Raw genomic sequence first — 15,898 nt, forward strand, 5'->3', positions numbered from 1 at the left:
CTGCGATGGATGAGATGTGCGGCATGCCGGCCCGCCCAGAACCCCCCGGGAGGCGCGGCCGGCTCAGCCGCAGACGCATCACAATCGTTCGCGATAGCAAAACGCTGGACGCCTGATTGCCGCCCAGCAGAACACGGACCGGGTCCGGATTACCGCCGTATTACAGCGAGGCCGAATCTCACCGCGGGCGTGGCCTCCAGGATCACTCCTGGTCCAGCTCATGCGACAGCTGCTCCAGCTCCGCTCCTCCCGCCATCAACCCGGTCAGCTCCTCCCGGGTGATGTCGCCCTTGCCGAATTCGCCCAGGCTCGTCCCCCGGTTGAGCAGCAGGAACCGATCCCCCACCGGATAGGCATGGTGCGGATTGTGCGTGATGAACACCACGCCGAGCCCCCGATCGCGGGCCCTGGCGATGTAGCGCAGGACGACGCCCGCCTGCTTGACGCCCAGCGCCGAGGTGGGCTCGTCGAGGATGAGCACCCGGGCGCCGAAGTGGACGGCCCTGGCGATCGCCACCGACTGCCGCTCGCCGCCGGACAGCGTGCCGACGGGCTGGTCGACGTCGCGGATGTCGATGCCCATGGCCTGGAGTTCCTCGCGGGCCACCCGGCGGGCGGTGGCCACGTCGAAGGCCAGGCCCTTGCGGGGTTCGGAGCCGAGGAAGAAGTTTCGCCAGACCGACATCAGGGGGATCATCGCCAGGTCCTGGTAGACGGTGGCGATGCCGCGATCCAGCGCCTCTCTCGGGCTGCCGAAGCGCACCTCGGCGCCGTCGACGAGGAAGGACCCGGTGTCGTGCTGGTGCACCCCGGCGAGGATCTTGATGAGCGTCGACTTGCCGGCGCCGTTGTCACCCAGGACGCAGGTGACCTTGCCCGCCTCGACGCTCATCGACACCTCGCGCAGCGCGAGCACCGAGCCGAAGGCCTTGCCGATGTCGCGCGTCTGGATGATCAATGCTTCACCTCCTCGGCGTACCGCCGCACCAGGCGGTTGGCCAGTGTGGCCAGCAGGAGCATCGCGCCGAGGAAGAACTTGAACCAGTCGGCGTCCCAGCCCAGGAAGACGATGCCCTTGTCGGCCATGCCGAAGATCACCGCGCCGATGGCGGCGCCGATCGCCGAGCCGTACCCGCCCGTGAGCAGGCACCCGCCGATCACGGCCGCGATGATGTAGATGAACTCCTGCCCGATGCCGATGTTGGCCTGCACGGAGGTGTACCGCAGGGCCAGGATCGAGCCGACCAGCCAGGCGGCGACCGCGGTCGTCATGAACAGCGCGATCTTGGTACGGGCGGCGGGCACGCCGACCGCGCGGGCGGCCTGCTCGTTGCCGCCGACCGCGAAGATCCAGTTACCCGCCCTGGAACGCATGAGCACCCAGGTCGCCGCGGCGGTGACCAACACCCACCACAGGATCGCCACGCGGAAAGAGGTGCCGCCGATCTCGATGGTGCCCGCGAAGATCGTCCGGGCGCTCTCGTAGCCCGCGGCCCTGCGCAGGCCGCTGACCTGCACGGTGCCGGTCAGCGCCTTGGTGACGCCCAGGTTGATGCCCTGCAGCATGAGGAACGTGCCGAGCGTCACGATGAAGCTGGGCAGCCGGGTCCTGGTGACGATCAGCCCGTTGGCGAGTCCGATGAGCAGCGCGACGACCAGCCCGGCGAGCATGGCCGTCCACACGTCGAAGCCGTAGCGGGTGGCGAGCGTGACCAGGATGAGCCCGGTCGTGCCGGTCAGCACGCCGGCCGACAGGTCGAACTCGCCGCCGATCATCAGCAGCGCGATCGCGACGGCCATGATGCCGAGTGTCGCGGCCGGGTCGAGCCAGTTCGCGATGCCGGCGGGTGAGCGGAACACCGGTGACTGGGCGGCGAAGAACACGAACACCGCGATCAGGCCGACGACCGCGCCCAGTTCCGGACGGATCAGCAGGCGGCGTGCCAGGCCGACCTTGCCGATCCGTTCGTCGGAGGGGACGGTGGGGGCGACGGTCACCGGGTGCCGGCTTCGGCCAGTTTGGCCACCTGCTCGGCGTTGTCCTTGGTCACGAAGCCGGGGCCGGTGTTGACCGGCAGGCCGCCGCCGACGGTGTTGAGGTTGTTCTTGTACAGGTAGAGGAAGACGATCGGCAGGTAGCCCTGCAGATACTGCTGCTGGTCCACCGCGAACAGGATGTCCCCGTCCTTGATCGCGCTCACCACGTCGCCCGACAGGTCGAACGTGCCCAGTTTGGTCTGCGCCCCGGCGTCCTTGATGGCGTCGCGGGCGGCGACGGCGACCGCCGGGTTGAGCGTGAGCACGCCGTTGAGCTGCTTGTCGGACTGGAGCTTGGCGGTGACCTTGGAGGTCACGTCCGCCAGGTTGCTCACGTCGACCTGCAGCCGCTCGACCGTGCCGCCGAGCGTGGCCTCGGCGCCCTTGCACCGCTGGTCGAGGCCGACGTTGCCGGCCTCGTGGATGACGCACAGCAGTTTGGTGACACCGGCGGCCTTGAGCTGCTCGCCCGCGCCGCGCCCGGCCACCTCCTCGGACTGACCGACATGGGTGATGGCGCCGAACGCCTTGGAGGAGTCGCCGCCGGAGTTGATCGTCACGACGGGGATCTTGGCGGCGACGGCCTTGCCGATGGACTCCTTGAGCGCGTCGGGGTTGGCCATGGAGACCACGAGACCGTCGACCTTCTCCGACACCGCCTGGTCGATGAGCTGCGACTGCTTGGCCGGGTCGCCGTCGCCCTGGTAGGTGACCTTCACGGCGTACTGCTTGCCGGCCGCCTCGGCGCCGTTCTTGACCACGTCCCAGAAGGAGTCTCCGGGTCCGGCGTGGGTGATGACGGCGAAGGTGCCGCCGCTCGCCGCGGCGGGCGCGGATCCGGCGGCGGGGGCACTGCTCTGCGCGCCGGGTTGCTGCGCCGAGGAGCAGCCGCTCAACGTCAGAGCGCCCAGTAACGCCACCACGATCGGGATTCGTCTCATCCGACACCTCCAAGACCAACGGGCTCGCCCTGGTTGTACCTCAATGTCATCTCTTTGTATAGACATGCGGACTAATGGTCTGATCAAGGTCACTCCCCGCTGATTGGTAGAACGGAATTATCCGTTCCCGTATGCTGGGCGCATGACCTCTGTACCGATGAGCGGCCGCAAGGCACAGGCCGCCCGCAACGACGAGTTGATCCTCCAGGCGGCACAGGCGGTGTTCACCGCCGATCCGGGGGCCCCGATAGCCTCCGTGGCCGAGCGGGCGGGCGTCGGGATCAGCGCCCTCTACCGGCGCTATCCCAGCAAGGAGGCCCTGTTGCAGAAGCTCTGCTTCGACGGGCTGACGTTGTACATCGCCGCCGCGGAGAAGGCGATGGCCGACCAGGGCGACCCGTGGGGCGCCTTCGCCACCTACATGCGGGAGATCGTCGACGCCGACACCCACTCGCTCACGATCGCGCTGGCCGGGACGTTCCAGCCGACGGAGGAGCTCTACCAGGCCGCCACGCGGGCCAGCGACCTGGCGATCCAGGTGCACGGCAAGGCGTCCGGGGCGGGGGTGCTCCGGCAGGACATCACGGTGTCCGACGTGGCGCTGCTGTTCGAACAGCTCGCCTCGGTCAAGCTGGGTGACCACGGGCGCACCGAGCAGCTCCGGCACCGCTACCTGGCGCTGGTGCTCGACTCGCTGCGGCTGCCGGCGGACAAGCGGCCGCTGCCCGGCCCGCCGCCGGAGGACGCCGAACTGCGGGCCCGCTGGGCGCCCGGCTCGGCTTAGTCCTCCCCCGCCTTCCAGTGGAACAGGTACGACATCACGAAGCCGAGCAGCCCGGTGAGCCCGGCCGCCACGGTCATCGCCGTACCGAGGCTCGACACGGCGCCGGAGACCAGCCCCGGGTCACCGGCGACCAGGCCGGCGGCCTGGGCCAGCACCACCGCGATGCCGAGGGCCAGGAACACGACCAGCCCGATCTTGAAAAGGGTCATCGTCGCGCGCTTGAGGGTGTCCACTGCGAGGTTCCTTTCGATCAGATCGGCAGCACGCCGGTCGCCACCAGCACGCCGAGGGCCAGGACCGGGACGACGAACCAGAGGATGAGCCGGCCGAAGATCCTGGCCGGGTCGATGCCGGCGATGCCGCTGGCGATGTAGATCGGAGCCGCGCCGGGAGGCGAGGCGCCCTCGGTGGAGGCGAAGATCATGATGGCGGTGGCCGCGGCGGCCGGCGCGACTCCGGCCGCCGTCAGCGCGCTGAAGGCCACTCCGCCGACGGCGGCGATCGTCGCGGTCCCGGTCAGCGGCGCCGCGATGATCACGATCAGCAGCCCGACCAGCGTGGCGATGACGACCGGCGGCGCGTCCAGCTCCTTCATGATGGCGGTGAGCTGGTCGACCAGGCCGAGCTCGCCCAGGCTGGCCGCGGCCGCGAAGGCGAAGAACAGCGTCGCGCCGATCACCGCGTAGCGCGGGGCCATGTCGCCGAGCAGCTCACTCCAGGCGCGCCCGGTGCGCGGCAGCCGCTTCCAGGCGACGGCCAGCGTGGCCAGGACGGTCAGCACGGGGATCCAGACGACGATGCTGATGTCGTCCGCGGCCTCGCCGACACGCGACTCCATCCATGTGACGCCGAAGTCGAGCGTCAGGACCACCGGCACGGCGATGCCCGCGTACACCAGCAGCGACGCCCACCCGGCGCGCAGGGCGGCCCGCAGCGGGATCAGGTCGGCGGCGTCGGTGGCCTCGATGCGGTGGCGCCGCACCCAGACGAACACGACGACGAAGCGGTAGAGCACGGTCCACAGCCCGCCGACGAGCGCGGGCACGAAGAGCTGGTCGGCCGTCAGCACGGGCGCCACGGCGGCCGAGCCGAGTAGCAGGAACATCGACGAGCTCGGCGGGATCGAGATGCCCAGCCCGGCGTTGCCCGCCACCAGCGCGGCGGCCAGGTCGGGCCGCCAGTTGGACCTGGTCATCCACGGGATCGTCACCGACCCCACCGAGGCGGCGATGCCGGACCCGGAGCCCGCGGGCCCGCCGAGCAGCGCCGCGGCCGAGGTGGAGACGTATCCGGCGCCGCCGCGCAGCCGCCCGAAGATCGAGTTGAGCACCGTCACCTGCTCCTGGATCAACCCCAGCTTCGTGAGCAGGTAGCCCATGAACACGAAGGCCAGGGCGGCGAACACGACCTCCTCGGCCAGCGCGTCGGAGATGCCCGCCCAGGCCAGGCCGAAGAATCCGGTGCCACCGAACAGGCACACCCCGAGGAACCCGATGAGCATCGCCTCACCGATGTTGCGTTTCAGCACGCCGTTCCAGACGACGATGATGGCGATGTAGGCGAGGAGTGCCCAGACGGCGCTGCCCATGGCGAAATAGCCTCCTGTTCCGGAAAAAAATGAGAGAACTGCGAGGTCAGTCCTCGGGCGCGAGGCGCTCGGCGAGCGCGAGGGTACGGCGGGCCCTGGCGACGATCGGCGCGTCGACGAAGCGTCCGTCGGGCAGCGCGACAGCACCCGTCCCGGCCCGCTCGGCCTCCTCGGCGGCCTGGACGATCTCGGTGGCCCGGTCCGTCTCCTCCCGCGTGGGGCTGAACGCCCGCCTGATCACCGGGATCTGACGCGGATGGATGGCGGTCCTGCCGAACAGGCCGAGCGCGCGACCGGCCCGGCAGGAGGCCGCCAGGCCCGTCTCGTCCTTGACATCGGGATAGACCGACATGGGAACAGGCGGCAGGCCCGCGGCCGCGGCGGCCAGGACCACCTGGAGCCGCAGATGGTTCATGGCCGTCTCGTCGGTGATCGACAGCTCGGCCGCCAGGTCCTGCTCACCGAGCGCGACGCCCGCCACGCCCGGGTGGGCGGCGATGGCGTGGGCGGCGACGATCCCGGCCGCCGACTCCAGCAGCGCGTACGCCTTGACCGACAGCCCGTCCAGGACCCGGGTCGAGTCGACCTTGGGCAGCCGGACCGCGTCGAGCCCCGGCAGGCCGCCGAGCGCGTCGAGGTCGTCCCGGCCCCGCCCGCTCGCCAGGTCGTTGATCCGGACGTGCACCGCGGCGGATCCGGTACGGCGCGCCAGGTAGGCGGCGGCGTTGGCCCTGGCCTCGTCCTTGCGGGCGGGCACGACGGCGTCCTCCAGGTCGATGATGACCACGTCGGCCCCGGAGGCGGCGGCCTTGTCGAAACGCTCCGGCCGGTCGCCGGGGACGTACAGCCAGGTGACGGGGATGCTCATGCGATCACCCCGTCCTCGCGCAGCCGGGCGATCTCCTCGGGCCCGTAGGCGAGCTCGCCGAGCACCTGGTCGGTGTCGCGGCCGAGGCGCCGGCCCGGCCAGGCGACCGCGCCGGGCGTATCGGACAGGCGGAACAGCACGTTCTGCATGGTGACCGCGCCCAGCTCCTCGTCCGGCACCTCGATGAAGGTGTCCAGAGCCGCGTACTGCGGGTCCTTGGCGATGTCGGAGACGTCGTAGATGGGGGCGATGGCCGCCTGGACCTCCTCGAAGCGGGCGATGACCTCTTCGGCGTCGCGTTCGGCGATCCAGGAGGCGACGGCCTCGTCGAGTTCGTCGACGTGCTGGACCCGGCCGTGGCCGCTGGCGAACCAGGGCTGCTCGACCAGGTCGGGCCGGCCGACCAGGGTGACCACACGCTCGGCGATGGGCTGGGCGCTGGTGGAGATGGCCAGCCAGCGGCCGTCGCGGGTGCGGTAGGTGTTGCGCGGGGCGTTGCTGCTGGAGCGGTTGCCGGTGCGCTGGGGCACGACGCCGAGCGCCTTGAACGCGCTCATCTGCGGCCCGAGCAGGCCCAGGATCGGCTCGATGATGGCCATGTCGATGACCTGGCCGCGCCCGCTCTGCTCGCGGGCGCGCAGGGCGACCATGACGGCGTAGGACATGGCCAGCCCGGCGATGCCGTCGGCCAGGGCCAGCGGCGGCAGCGTGGGCGGGCCGTCCGGCTGGCCGGTCATGGCCGCGAACCCGCTCATCGCCTCGGCCAGCGTGCCGAAGCCGGGCTGCTTGGCCATCGGGCCGAACTGCCCGAAGCCGGTCATCCGCGCCACGATCAGGCGCGGGTTGATGTCCATGAGGTCGCCGGGGGCCAGGCCCCAGCGTTCCAGGGTGCCGGGGCGGAAGTTCTCGACCAGGACGTCGGAGCGCTCGACCAGGCGGCGCAGGATCTCCTGCCCTTCGGCGCGCGACAGGTCGACGGCGGCGGCGCGCTTGTTGCGCGACAGCGTCTTCCACCACAGGCCCACCCCGTCGACCGAGGCGCCGTGGCCGCGTGACGGGTCACCGCGGCGGGGATGCTCGATCTTGATCACGTCGGCGCCGAAGTCGCCGAGCATCATCGCGGCGGATGGCCCGGCGAACAACGTCGCGGCGTCGATGACCCGCAGGTCGGCGAGGGGCGTCATGGACATGTAACTTATAAGAAATATCTCATAGGTCAACCGTCGTCCTGGATTGCGGGACACTGAGGGACATGCCGACCAGCGAGCCGCGGCCGCCCATGAGCAAGGCCGAATACGTCTACAGCGTGCTGCTCGACGAGATCCGCACGGCCAGGATCCCGGGCGGCACCGCCCTGCGCGCCGGAGCGGTGGCCCGCAGGCTGGGCGTATCGGTCACACCGGTCCGCGAAGCACTGCGCAGGCTGGAGAAGGACCGGCTGATCAGCTACGAGGCCCATCACGGCGCGACCGTGGTCGACCTGGGCGACGACGCGCTGGAGGAGTACTACGGCCTGCGCGCGGTCGTCGAGGGCCTGGGCGCCCGCCTGGCCGCCGCCAGGATCACCACCGCCGACCTGACCGGGCTGCGCGAGCTGCACACCTCGATGGCCCGCGACGCCGAGGAGGGCAGGAACGACCGGCTGGGCGAGCAGAGCAGGCTCTTCCACCTGCGCATCGCCGACATCGGCGGCCCGGCCTTCCTCGGTCAGCACGCCAGGGCGGTGCGCGACAGCCTCCCCGTGCCCGCCGAGGCGTCACTATGGCTCGACGCCGAGCAGGTCAGGATGCAGCTCGACGCGCACGAGGGCATCCTGGCCGCGCTCGACGGCGCCGACGGCGTCGCGGCCGAGCGCATCATGATCGAGCATGTCCGCCAGGCCGGCGACTATCGCAAGGGGCACTGACGGGCGTGGCGCTCACCTGATCCTGGCCACGCCCCCCAGCCAGCCCGTACGCGCCGGAGCGATCTCGACCTCGGTGCCGTCGGGACGCCACTGCGGCACCCAGACCAGCCCGGGATCCAGCAGTTCGAGGCCGTCGAACAGGGCCAGCGCCTGCTCACGGGTACGCAGGTGCATGACCAGGCCGAGCTCGCGATGACTGACCGCCACCGCCCGGCGTACCGCGTCGTCGTAGCCGTCGAGGCTGATCACGGTCAGCCACAGGTGACTGCCGGGGACCATGGCCTCGCGCAGCCTGGCGAGCTGGGCGGTGTCGTCGGCCGGGATCTCGTGCATGGACAGCACGCCCACCACCACCGGCCGCTCCCAGTCCACGAACGTCCGCACCACCGGGTCGTCGAGCAGGTCGGCCGGATGCGGCAGGTCGCAGCCGACGATCCTGACCCGGTCGGTGCCGCGGCCGATGATCGCCTCGGCGTAGGCCAGCATGTACGGGTCGCGCTCGGCGTAGACCACCCGGGCCATCGGGTAGATCTCGTGGATGACCTCGTGGGCATGGCCCTGGCCGGGCAACCCGGTGCCGACCAGCACATACTGCTCGGCGCCCGCCTTGGCCAGGTGGCGGACCACCCGGCCCACGTGCTGGTGGTGCGCGACGAGCGCGTTGCCCGCGTCCTCGCTGATCCGCCGCGCCGCGCGCAGCGCCGCACGGTCGGCGGCGAAGTTCTGCTTGCCGCCCTGGGCGGCGTCGTACATCCGGGCCGTGCTGACCGCCGCCAAGGACGCGACCGGGCTGTCGCCGTCGGTCTCCACGTCGCCTCCGTCGAGAGTGACTCGTCCGTCTTGAGGTGACTTATCCTCTCAGCCGGCGAGCGTCCCGCGGACCGTGTCGAGCACGTCGAAGGTGTCGTCCACGCGGAAGGCCGACAGCGACAGCCGGGCGAACGCCTGCTGGTAGTCCTCCGCCTGCCGCCGGTCCTCGACGAGAGCCGGCCCGTGCAGCAGGTGCAGCACCAGCACGTCGGGCCTGTCCCGCTCGGGGAAGCGCAGCAGGGTGAACGGCGCGCCGTGGTAGAGGTAGCCGGTGTCGGCGCTGGGCCGGGCGATCTGCACGGCGATGTTGGGCCGCTTGGCGGCCGAGACCAGCGCGTCCAGTTGCGCCAGCCGGTCGGAGGACCGCGTCAGCGGCGGGTCGACGAGCGCCTTGCGGTCGAGCACCGCCCACAGGTGCGGGCCGCCGGGCCGCTCGAGCAGCTCCTGCCGGCGCATGATGAGGTCGGCGCCGCCGTTGACCTGCTCGGGGGTGGCGCCGGGGTGGTGGGCGGCGCGGACCGCGGCCTCGGTGTAGGCGCGGGTCTGCAGCAGCGCCGGGACGTACTGCGGGCCGTAGGTGTAGATGACCTGCGCCTGGTCCTCCAGCGCGAGGAAGCCGGTCAGCCACAGCGGCACCTGCGGCGCGTCGAACCAGCCGGGCGGGCGCTCACCGCGCAGCAGCGACAGCAGCGGCCGCTCGTGCGCCTGCTCGCCGTACCGGGCCAGCAGGAGACGCACGGTCGATTCGCGCGGCGCGACGAGGCCGTGTTCAATGCGATAGATCGTGGAGGTGTTCAGCCCGGCCGCGTCGGCGGCGGCCTTCATCGACAGCCCGCGCGCCCCGCGCAGGCAGCGCAGCCGCTCGGCCACGAGCCTCATATGCATACGGCGAGCCGTCCGCGCCGCTGGCGAAAAGTTTCGCCTCTGCCTGGCCTGTTGCAAGTACCCGACGGCTGATGCACGATAGCCACCCTAGGCGATCTCCCCCTGAATGCATGCGCCGATCCGGAAGGCTCTGGACACCGTGGCCGACACGTTCACGTTGCACCCCGACTACCGGACGCCTCCGGTCCCCACGGGTGGCCGCCTCACTCCCGGCCCCTGGCGTCACCCCGACGGCGGGCAGGTCATGAACGGCACCTACGAGCGGCTGCGGCCCGGCCGCCAGGTGGAGGTCGTCGCGATCTGGTACGGCTACGCGCTGACCCGCTGGCAGGGCCCGAGCATGCCGCGCTTCAGCAGCCCGCTGGTCTCGGCCTGGAACCCGGTCCTGGCCCAGGGGCTGCGGGCCGACCCCAAGACGCCGGCCCCCTACCTCGACGACTTGTGGTGCGACCGGTGGATCGCCGGGGCCCTGCTGTACGGCCGCAAACCGTACGGGGCGTTCACGCTCCCGGCCGGGGAGGCACTGCGCTGGTTCGGCAAGAGCGGCGGCACCGGGCTGGTCTACCGGGCCGAGACGCTCGCCTCCCGCGATCAGGCCGCCGCCGGCCTGATCCGCGTCGTGGCGGGGACAGTGGAGACCTACGCGCACCTGTTCGACGTGGACGCGCTGATCGCCGACTACCGCAACGCGCTGCCCGCCGAGCTGGCCGAGCCGCAGGTGCAGGCGCTGAGCGCGCACCGCTCGGGCTCCCCCGCCTTACGTTATGTCCTGAACGAGGACGCCGAGGCGTCGTTCTGGCGGGCGCCGCTGTCGGTACGCGGCCTGACACTCGGCTACCCACCCCGCGAGACCGCCGCCCGCATCCTGGCCGAGGCCGGCGAGTGAGCATCGGCCCGATCAGGGCGCCACTTCGGCGAGGACGGAGCCGCGCAGGTCGAAGCCGCCGACGCAGGCCAGATAGTCACCCTTCTCCAGCGGGTCACCGATGTAGACGCCGCCCGCCTGGCGTACCAGCAGAGCACCCGCCGCCACGTCCCAAGGGCTGGAGTGCGTGCCGTACGCGGCGTCCGCCCACCCGGCCGCGACGTGCGCGAGCTTGAGCGCGGCGCTGCCCGGCCGGCGCACCGCGGCGAACGACTCCAGGAAGCGGCCGTAGCGGCGCAGCGCCTGCTCGCCGTCGGCGGCCAGGTCCAGCGGCGTGGGATAGCTGGACAGCAGCATCGCCTCCCGGTCGGTCGCCGCCCCCTTGCTGCGGATCGGGGTGCCGTTGCACCAGGCGCCCTCCGTCGAGGCGGTGAACTCGTCCTCGCGCACCGGGTCGTAGACGACGCCCGCCACCAGTTCGCCGTCCACCGCGGCGGCGATGGAGACGCAGAAGAACGGCAGGCCGGCGGCGAAGTTGGCGGTGCCGTCGATCGGGTCGACATACCAGCGCAGCTCGCCGGAGCCGGTGACGCCGCCCTCCTCGCCCACGATCGCGCTGCCGGGCCAATGGGCGGTGATGACGGCGCGGATCGTCTCCTCCGCGGCCCGGTCGTGCTCGGTGACCGGATCGTGGAAGTCACGCTTGGTGGCGACCGGGGGCCGCGACCTGAACGCCTCGCGCAGCCTCGGTCCGACCGCCCTGGCCGCCTCCGAGGCGGTGCCGAGCAACCGTGTCACGTCCATGTCTCCTCCAACAGCTTGTCCATCAGGGCGAAGGCGTCGTCCACGACGGCCGCCGGGCGTTGTCGTACCCGGTACGGGATGTGGGCGGTGCTCTTCGAGGTCATCAGCACGGTCATGCCCACTCCCGCGCGCCGGCCGCAGACGACGTCCCTGTCGAGGTTGTCGCCGACGTACCAGACGTCGGCCGGATCGACGCCGAGGGCGCGGGTGGCGATCCAGATCATCTCCGGGTTCGGCTTCCTGACGCCGGCCTCGTCGCTGTAGACCTGCTGGGCCACCTCGACGCCCTGGGCGGCCAGGAAGTCACGGTGCACCGCCCCGCACCGGGCGTTGCTCACCACCGCCACCGGCACCTGCCTGGCCCGGCAGGCGGCCAGCAACTCGGGGATGCCGGGGCGCAGCGCGCAGTCCTGGCGCAGCTCGCCCATCCGCTTGCACAGGGCGGTGGCCTCGGCCGCCACCACGGCACGGGCGGCCTCGGGCCAGTCGGCGGCGACGAAGTCGGCCCAGAACTCGCGGTGCGTCAGCTCCCTGGGCGCTCGCGGCCTGGACATGGCGTCCTTCCAGCACGTGTCGGCCGCCGCGCCCGCCCTGATGTCGATCTCCGCCTCGGCCACGCCCAGCTCGGGACACCCGGCGCCGATCAATCGCCGGTGCACCTCCTCGGCCAGCTCGGCGGCCCACGACGGGCGCCTGACGCCCTCGACGAGCACACCGCCGAAGTCCAGCAGCAGGGCCCTCATCGGATGCCCACCCTCCCCTACGGACGCCGTCGGCGCGGTGGCCCGCCCTCCGGACGAAGGAGCGCGGGCGGCGAGCCAGCACCATTATGTCAAGACATGATGTCATATTTCTTGCTGGTGATAATTGTCAGGACATTCTGACCTCGGCTAATCTGATCAGCATGACCGCGAACCTGGCGATCGACCTGGACCGCTCCAGCCCCGTGCCGCTCTACTTCCAGGTGGCTGAGCAGATCGCCGAGGCGATCCGGCGAGGCGACCTGGCGCCCGGTTCCCGGTTGGACAACGAGATCCTGCTCGCCGACAAGCTGGGCCTGTCGAGGCCCACCATCCGCCAGGCCATCCAGTATCTGGTGGACAAGGGCCTGCTGGTCCGCAAGCGCGGCGTCGGCACCCAGGTGGTGCACGGCCAGGTCAAGCGCTCGGTCGAGCTCACCAGCCTCTACGACGACCTGCGCCGCGCGGGCCAGGAACCGGCGACCCAGGTCCTGGCCCTGGAGCCCCGGCCGGTGCCCGAGGAGGTCGCCGCCGTCCTCGGCGCCGAACCCGGCACCGAGGTGCTCTACGTCGAACGACTCCGCTTCGCCGCCGGCGAGCCACTGGCCTTGCTCCACAACTGGCTGCCGCTGGGCCTGGCCCAGCTCACGGCGGCCGACCTGGAGGGGCGCGGCCTGTACGAGCTGCTGCGCGGCGCGGGCGTGCGGATGCGGGTCGCCAACCAGCGCATCGGCGCCCGCGCGGCCACCCAGGCCGAGGCCAAGCTGCTGGACGAACGGCGCGGCGCACCGCTCCTCACCATGCTCCGCACCACCTACGACGACCAGGGCAGGGCCGTCGAGCACGGCTCACACGTCTACCGGGCCACGCTCTACTCCCTCGAGGTCACCCTCATCGAGCGCTGAGGCGGCCCGCCGCTTGATGAACCAGGTGGTGGCGATGCCGCACAGCACCGCCGCCACCAGCCCCACCCACGAGAACCCCTTCAGCCACTTCTCGGCGACCACACCGAGATAGAAGATCACCGCGGTGGTGCCGCCCGCCCAGACGATCCCGCCGAGCACGTTCGCGACCAGGAACCTCCAGTACGGCATGCGCAACGCCCCCGCCAGCGGACCGGCCAGAATGCGCAGCAACGCGATGAACCGCCCGACGAACACGGCCCACACCCCGAACCGGTCGAAGTAGTGCTCGGCCTTACCGATGTGGCGGGGCCCGAAGTGCTTGGGGAATCGGCGCCCGAGCCGCTCGAACAGCGGCCTGCCGCCCCTGCGCCCGATGGCGTACCCGATGGAGTCGCCGACGATCGCCCCCGTGCTCGCGCAGACGCCCACCCACACCGGGCTGACGACCCCCTTGGCAGCCAGGAGCGCCGCACTGACCAGCACGATCTCGCCCGGCAGCGGGATGCCGAGACTCTCGATCCCGATCACCAGGCCGACCAGAGCGCAGAGCCACACGGGCGGAATGGCCTGCAGCAGTTCGTCGATGTGCACTCGGCAACCCTAGCTCGGCGCGCGGCCCGGCGAACGCCATCGGCGAACCGCGGCGACTCCGTCACAGAGAGTATCCCTATCGTGCCAATATGAAGGCGCCCACGCGCCTTAGGCCGAAAGGACGGAAGATGATGAGAAAGCCGATACCTGCCGTGGCGGCCATCGTGACCGGTGCCACGCTCGCGCTCTCGACCGGCACGGCCCTGGAGGGAGCGGCCCACGCCGCCGCGCGCGAGTGCGCGCCGTCCGACTACCACACCAGCGGCAACGTCGCCTCCTACCACCACTGCGAGCATCGCAGGGGCCTGGTGATGGTCGAGAGAGTGGACAACACGCACGAGTGGACCTACTGCTCGCGCCCCTGGGAGGACAGGCCGCTCGGCCCGGCCGACGAGATCTTGTGGGCCCACGTGATCGGCGCCTGCAAGCGGCCGGCGATCGGACCGCCGGCGCGGTCGGGACCCAGGGGAAGGCAGAGCGAATGACAGATATTGAAATCTGTCATCTGTAATGCCATAGTTGTCAGCATGAGAACTCTGGGAAACAACGGACCGCAGGTGTCCGATCTCGGCCTCGGTTGCATGGGCATGTCCGACCTCTACGGCCCGGCCGACGAGAGCGAGTCCATCGCCACCGTCCATGCCGCCCTCGATGCCGGCATCACCCTCCTCGACACCGGCGACTTCTACGGGATGGGCCACAACGAGCTGCTCATCCGGCAGGCGCTGAAAGACCGTGACCGCGACTCCGTGCGGATCAGCGTCAAGTTCGGCGCCCAGCGCGACTACGACGGCAACTGGCTCGGCTACGACGCCCGCCCGGTCGCCGTCAGGACCGCGCTCGCCTACACCCTGCGCCGCCTCGGCACCGACCACATCGATGTGTACCGCCCCGCCAGAGTCGACCCGAACGTCCCCATCGAGGAGACCGTCGGCGCCATCGCCGAGGAGGTCGCCAAGGGCCACGTCCGCCACATCGGCCTGTCAGAGGTGGGCGCCGAGACGATCAGGCGCGCGCACGCCGTCCACCCCGTCAGCGACCTCCAGATCGAGTACTCCCTGCTGTCCAGGGGCATCGAGGCCGAGATCCTGCCCACCTGCCGCGAGCTGGGCATCGGCATCACCGCGTACGGCGTGCTGTCACGCGGGCTGCTGAGCGGCCACTGGTCGAAGGACCGCGCGCTGGCCGGCAACGACTTCCGCGCCCTCAGCCCCCGCTTCTCCGGCGACAACCTGGCGCACAACCTCACGCTCGTCGAAGCCCTCCGCGACCTGGCCGAGGCCAAGGGTGCGACGGTCGCGCAACTGGCCATCGGCTGGGTCCACGCGCAGGGCAGCGACATCGTGCCACTCGTCGGGGCCCGCCGCCGAGACCGCCTCGCCGAAGCCCTGGGCGCCCTCGACGTGACACTCACGGCCGAGGACCTGACCCGCGTCCAGGCCGCCATCCCCGCCGGCGCCGCCGCCGGCGAACGCTACGCGGCTCCGCAGATGGCCCACCTGGACAGCGAGCACTGACAGAATTGGATATATGACAGATGGCATCCTGACGCCCGACCAGATCCTCACCGCGGCTCAGGACGTCCTACGCCGCTACGGCCCCGCCAAGGCCACGGTCGTCGACGTCGCCAGGGCACTCGGGGTCAGTCACGGCAGCGTGTACCGGCACTTTCCCAGCAAGGCCGCGCTGCGGGAGGCGGTCACGCAGCGGTGGCTGGAGGAGTCGCACACCCTGCTCACCGCCGTCATGGCCGCGGACGGTCCAGCCGATGTACGGCTCCGCGCGTGGCTGTCGGCGCTGTTCGCCGCCAAGCGCAAGAAGGCGCTCGACGACCCGGAGCTGTTCGCGACGTACACGGTGCTGGTGGGCGAGGCGAGCCAGGTGATCGAGCGGCACGTCGAGGACCTCGTGGGCCAGCTCCAGCAGATCATCACCACCGGCCTGGCCAAGGGCGAACTCGTCACCTCGGACCCGGCCGCGACGGCCAGAGCGGTGTTCGACGCCACGATCCGCTTCCACGACCCCGTGCACGTGGCCGACTGGGACCAGCCGGGCATCGAGGACGCCTTCGACACGCTGTGCACCCTCATCTGGCTGGGCCTCAGCCCGCGCTGACACCACCAGCCGACAAACCACCCGAGCGCGCCCATCTGGCACAGCCGGACAACCTCCTC

At 71.0% G+C, this 15,898-nt stretch carries 19 protein-coding genes; 7 read left to right on the forward strand and 12 right to left on the reverse strand.

The features are described 5' to 3' along the window. Nucleotides 1-202: 202 nt before the first annotated feature. From AB0F17_RS00850 to AB0F17_RS00860, 3 genes are read right to left on the reverse strand one after another with little or no spacing between them, the layout of a single operon-like run. Complete coding sequence (locus AB0F17_RS00850) at nucleotides 203-958, reverse strand: ATP-binding cassette domain-containing protein (protein ID WP_358014027.1); 756 nt, start codon at nucleotides 956-958, stop codon at nucleotides 203-205. Beyond that, nucleotides 955-1,998: an ABC transporter permease gene (locus AB0F17_RS00855; protein WP_358014029.1), complete on the reverse strand. Its 1,044-nt coding sequence runs from the start codon at nucleotides 1,996-1,998 to the stop codon at nucleotides 955-957. The genes AB0F17_RS00850 and AB0F17_RS00855 overlap by 4 nt, the downstream gene beginning before the upstream one ends. Beyond that, complete coding sequence (locus AB0F17_RS00860; RefSeq protein ID WP_358014031.1) at nucleotides 1,995-2,978, reverse strand: sugar ABC transporter substrate-binding protein; 984 nt, start codon at nucleotides 2,976-2,978, stop codon at nucleotides 1,995-1,997. Before AB0F17_RS00860 ends, AB0F17_RS00855 begins: the two co-directional genes overlap by 4 nt. Before the next feature lie 142 nt (nucleotides 2,979-3,120). On the opposite strand from AB0F17_RS00860, the gene AB0F17_RS00865 reads away from it, so the two are divergent. Further along, on the forward strand, nucleotides 3,121-3,762 hold the full coding sequence (locus AB0F17_RS00865; protein WP_358014033.1) for a TetR/AcrR family transcriptional regulator: 642 nt from the start codon (nucleotides 3,121-3,123) through the stop codon (nucleotides 3,760-3,762). Here AB0F17_RS00865 and AB0F17_RS00870 read toward each other — a convergent pair. From AB0F17_RS00870 to AB0F17_RS00885, 4 genes are read right to left on the reverse strand one after another with little or no spacing between them, the layout of a single operon-like run. Beyond that, nucleotides 3,759-3,995, reverse strand: coding sequence for a hypothetical protein (locus AB0F17_RS00870; RefSeq protein WP_358014035.1), 237 nt, complete (start codon nucleotides 3,993-3,995; stop codon nucleotides 3,759-3,761). The two genes, AB0F17_RS00865 and AB0F17_RS00870, sit on opposite strands and share 4 nt — an antisense overlap. 17 nt (nucleotides 3,996-4,012) lie before the next feature. Next, nucleotides 4,013-5,350: a TRAP transporter large permease subunit gene (locus AB0F17_RS00875; protein ID WP_358014036.1), complete on the reverse strand. Its 1,338-nt coding sequence runs from the start codon at nucleotides 5,348-5,350 to the stop codon at nucleotides 4,013-4,015. Nucleotides 5,351-5,396: 46 nt separating this feature from the next. After that, nucleotides 5,397-6,218, reverse strand: a complete 822-nt coding sequence (locus AB0F17_RS00880) for a CoA ester lyase (RefSeq protein ID WP_358014038.1) — start codon at nucleotides 6,216-6,218, stop codon at nucleotides 5,397-5,399. Then, entirely contained in the window at nucleotides 6,215-7,402 is a 1,188-nt protein-coding gene (locus AB0F17_RS00885; RefSeq protein ID WP_358015641.1) for a CoA transferase, read from the reverse strand. The genes AB0F17_RS00880 and AB0F17_RS00885 overlap by 4 nt, the downstream gene beginning before the upstream one ends. A 68-nt stretch (nucleotides 7,403-7,470) precedes the next feature. On the opposite strand from AB0F17_RS00885, the gene AB0F17_RS00890 reads away from it, so the two are divergent. After that, on the forward strand, nucleotides 7,471-8,124 hold the full coding sequence (locus AB0F17_RS00890) for a GntR family transcriptional regulator (protein ID WP_358014040.1): 654 nt from the start codon (nucleotides 7,471-7,473) through the stop codon (nucleotides 8,122-8,124). Between the two features lie 12 nt (nucleotides 8,125-8,136). Here AB0F17_RS00890 and AB0F17_RS00895 read toward each other — a convergent pair whose 3' ends face one another. Then, nucleotides 8,137-8,934, reverse strand: coding sequence for an SAM-dependent methyltransferase (locus tag AB0F17_RS00895; RefSeq protein ID WP_358014042.1), 798 nt, complete (start codon nucleotides 8,932-8,934; stop codon nucleotides 8,137-8,139). 48 nt (nucleotides 8,935-8,982) lie between these two features. Beyond that, nucleotides 8,983-9,813 (reverse strand): helix-turn-helix transcriptional regulator, encoded by an 831-nt coding sequence (locus tag AB0F17_RS00900; protein WP_358014044.1) that lies wholly within the window; start codon nucleotides 9,811-9,813, stop codon nucleotides 8,983-8,985. A 112-nt stretch (nucleotides 9,814-9,925) separates the two neighbouring features. Between AB0F17_RS00900 and AB0F17_RS00905 the strand changes: the two genes are divergently transcribed. Then, nucleotides 9,926-10,705: a hypothetical protein gene (locus tag AB0F17_RS00905; RefSeq protein WP_358014046.1), complete on the forward strand. Its 780-nt coding sequence runs from the start codon at nucleotides 9,926-9,928 to the stop codon at nucleotides 10,703-10,705. 12 nt (nucleotides 10,706-10,717) lie between these two features. Here the strand turns inward: AB0F17_RS00905 and AB0F17_RS00910 are convergent, their stop codons facing one another. Together AB0F17_RS00910 and AB0F17_RS00915 are read right to left on the reverse strand one after the other, a co-directional pair. Next, a complete protein-coding gene (locus AB0F17_RS00910; RefSeq protein WP_358014048.1) occupies nucleotides 10,718-11,488 on the reverse strand; it encodes an inositol monophosphatase family protein in 771 nt (256 codons plus the stop codon). Continuing rightward, nucleotides 11,479-12,231: an HAD family hydrolase gene (locus AB0F17_RS00915; protein ID WP_358014050.1), complete on the reverse strand. Its 753-nt coding sequence runs from the start codon at nucleotides 12,229-12,231 to the stop codon at nucleotides 11,479-11,481. The genes AB0F17_RS00910 and AB0F17_RS00915 overlap by 10 nt, the downstream gene beginning before the upstream one ends. A 161-nt stretch (nucleotides 12,232-12,392) precedes the next feature. Between AB0F17_RS00915 and AB0F17_RS00920 the strand changes: the two genes are divergently transcribed. Continuing rightward, nucleotides 12,393-13,133 carry a GntR family transcriptional regulator gene (locus tag AB0F17_RS00920; RefSeq protein WP_358014053.1) on the forward strand — a complete coding sequence of 247 codons (741 nt, stop codon included), beginning with the start codon at nucleotides 12,393-12,395 and terminating at the stop codon, nucleotides 13,131-13,133. Here the strand turns inward: AB0F17_RS00920 and AB0F17_RS00925 are convergent. Next, nucleotides 13,077-13,724, reverse strand: a complete 648-nt coding sequence (locus AB0F17_RS00925; protein ID WP_358014056.1) for a DedA family protein — start codon at nucleotides 13,722-13,724, stop codon at nucleotides 13,077-13,079. The two genes, AB0F17_RS00920 and AB0F17_RS00925, sit on opposite strands and share 57 nt — an antisense overlap. Before the next feature lie 128 nt (nucleotides 13,725-13,852). Between AB0F17_RS00925 and AB0F17_RS00930 the strand changes: the two genes are divergently transcribed. The 3 genes from AB0F17_RS00930 to AB0F17_RS00940 are packed head-to-tail and all read left to right on the forward strand — an operon-like array spanning nucleotide 13,853 to nucleotide 15,839. Continuing rightward, nucleotides 13,853-14,209, forward strand: coding sequence for a hypothetical protein (locus AB0F17_RS00930; RefSeq protein WP_358014059.1), 357 nt, complete (start codon nucleotides 13,853-13,855; stop codon nucleotides 14,207-14,209). Between the two features lie 42 nt (nucleotides 14,210-14,251). Continuing rightward, entirely contained in the window at nucleotides 14,252-15,241 is a 990-nt protein-coding gene (locus tag AB0F17_RS00935) for an aldo/keto reductase (protein WP_358014061.1), read from the forward strand. 13 nt (nucleotides 15,242-15,254) lie between these two features. Beyond that, the gene (locus AB0F17_RS00940; RefSeq protein WP_358014064.1) at nucleotides 15,255-15,839 is read left to right on the forward strand and encodes a TetR family transcriptional regulator; all 585 of its coding nucleotides are present in this window, start codon (nucleotides 15,255-15,257) and stop codon (nucleotides 15,837-15,839) included. The last annotated feature ends 59 nt before the right edge of the window (nucleotides 15,840-15,898 follow it).

The organism is Nonomuraea sp. NPDC026600 (assembly GCF_040638335.1).
GTDB lineage: Bacteria > Actinomycetota > Actinomycetes > Streptosporangiales > Streptosporangiaceae > Nonomuraea.

What these genes read in the sequence shown, in the direction of transcription:
- AB0F17_RS00880 (WP_358014038.1), bottom strand. Translation starts at nt 6,218, where the DNA reads ATGAGCATCCCCGTCACCTGGCTGTACGTCCCCGGCGACCGGCCGGAG.
- AB0F17_RS00890 (WP_358014040.1), top strand. Translation starts at nt 7,471, where the DNA reads ATGCCGACCAGCGAGCCGCGGCCGCCCATGAGCAAGGCCGAATACGTC.
- AB0F17_RS00915 (WP_358014050.1), bottom strand. Translation starts at nt 12,231, where the DNA reads ATGAGGGCCCTGCTGCTGGACTTCGGCGGTGTGCTCGTCGAGGGCGTC.
- AB0F17_RS00885 (WP_358015641.1), bottom strand. Translation starts at nt 7,402, where the DNA reads ATGACGCCCCTCGCCGACCTGCGGGTCATCGACGCCGCGACGTTGTTC.
- AB0F17_RS00935 (WP_358014061.1), top strand. Translation starts at nt 14,252, where the DNA reads ATGAGAACTCTGGGAAACAACGGACCGCAGGTGTCCGATCTCGGCCTC.
- AB0F17_RS00930 (WP_358014059.1), top strand. Translation starts at nt 13,853, where the DNA reads ATGATGAGAAAGCCGATACCTGCCGTGGCGGCCATCGTGACCGGTGCC.
- AB0F17_RS00860 (WP_358014031.1), bottom strand. Translation starts at nt 2,978, where the DNA reads ATGAGACGAATCCCGATCGTGGTGGCGTTACTGGGCGCTCTGACGTTG.
- AB0F17_RS00865 (WP_358014033.1), top strand. Translation starts at nt 3,121, where the DNA reads ATGACCTCTGTACCGATGAGCGGCCGCAAGGCACAGGCCGCCCGCAAC.
- AB0F17_RS00920 (WP_358014053.1), top strand. Translation starts at nt 12,393, where the DNA reads ATGACCGCGAACCTGGCGATCGACCTGGACCGCTCCAGCCCCGTGCCG.
- AB0F17_RS00940 (WP_358014064.1), top strand. Translation starts at nt 15,255, where the DNA reads ATGACAGATGGCATCCTGACGCCCGACCAGATCCTCACCGCGGCTCAG.
- AB0F17_RS00900 (WP_358014044.1), bottom strand. Translation starts at nt 9,813, where the DNA reads ATGAGGCTCGTGGCCGAGCGGCTGCGCTGCCTGCGCGGGGCGCGCGGG.
- AB0F17_RS00910 (WP_358014048.1), bottom strand. Translation starts at nt 11,488, where the DNA reads ATGGACGTGACACGGTTGCTCGGCACCGCCTCGGAGGCGGCCAGGGCG.
- AB0F17_RS00905 (WP_358014046.1), top strand. Translation starts at nt 9,926, where the DNA reads ATGCATGCGCCGATCCGGAAGGCTCTGGACACCGTGGCCGACACGTTC.
- AB0F17_RS00875 (WP_358014036.1), bottom strand. Translation starts at nt 5,350, where the DNA reads ATGGGCAGCGCCGTCTGGGCACTCCTCGCCTACATCGCCATCATCGTC.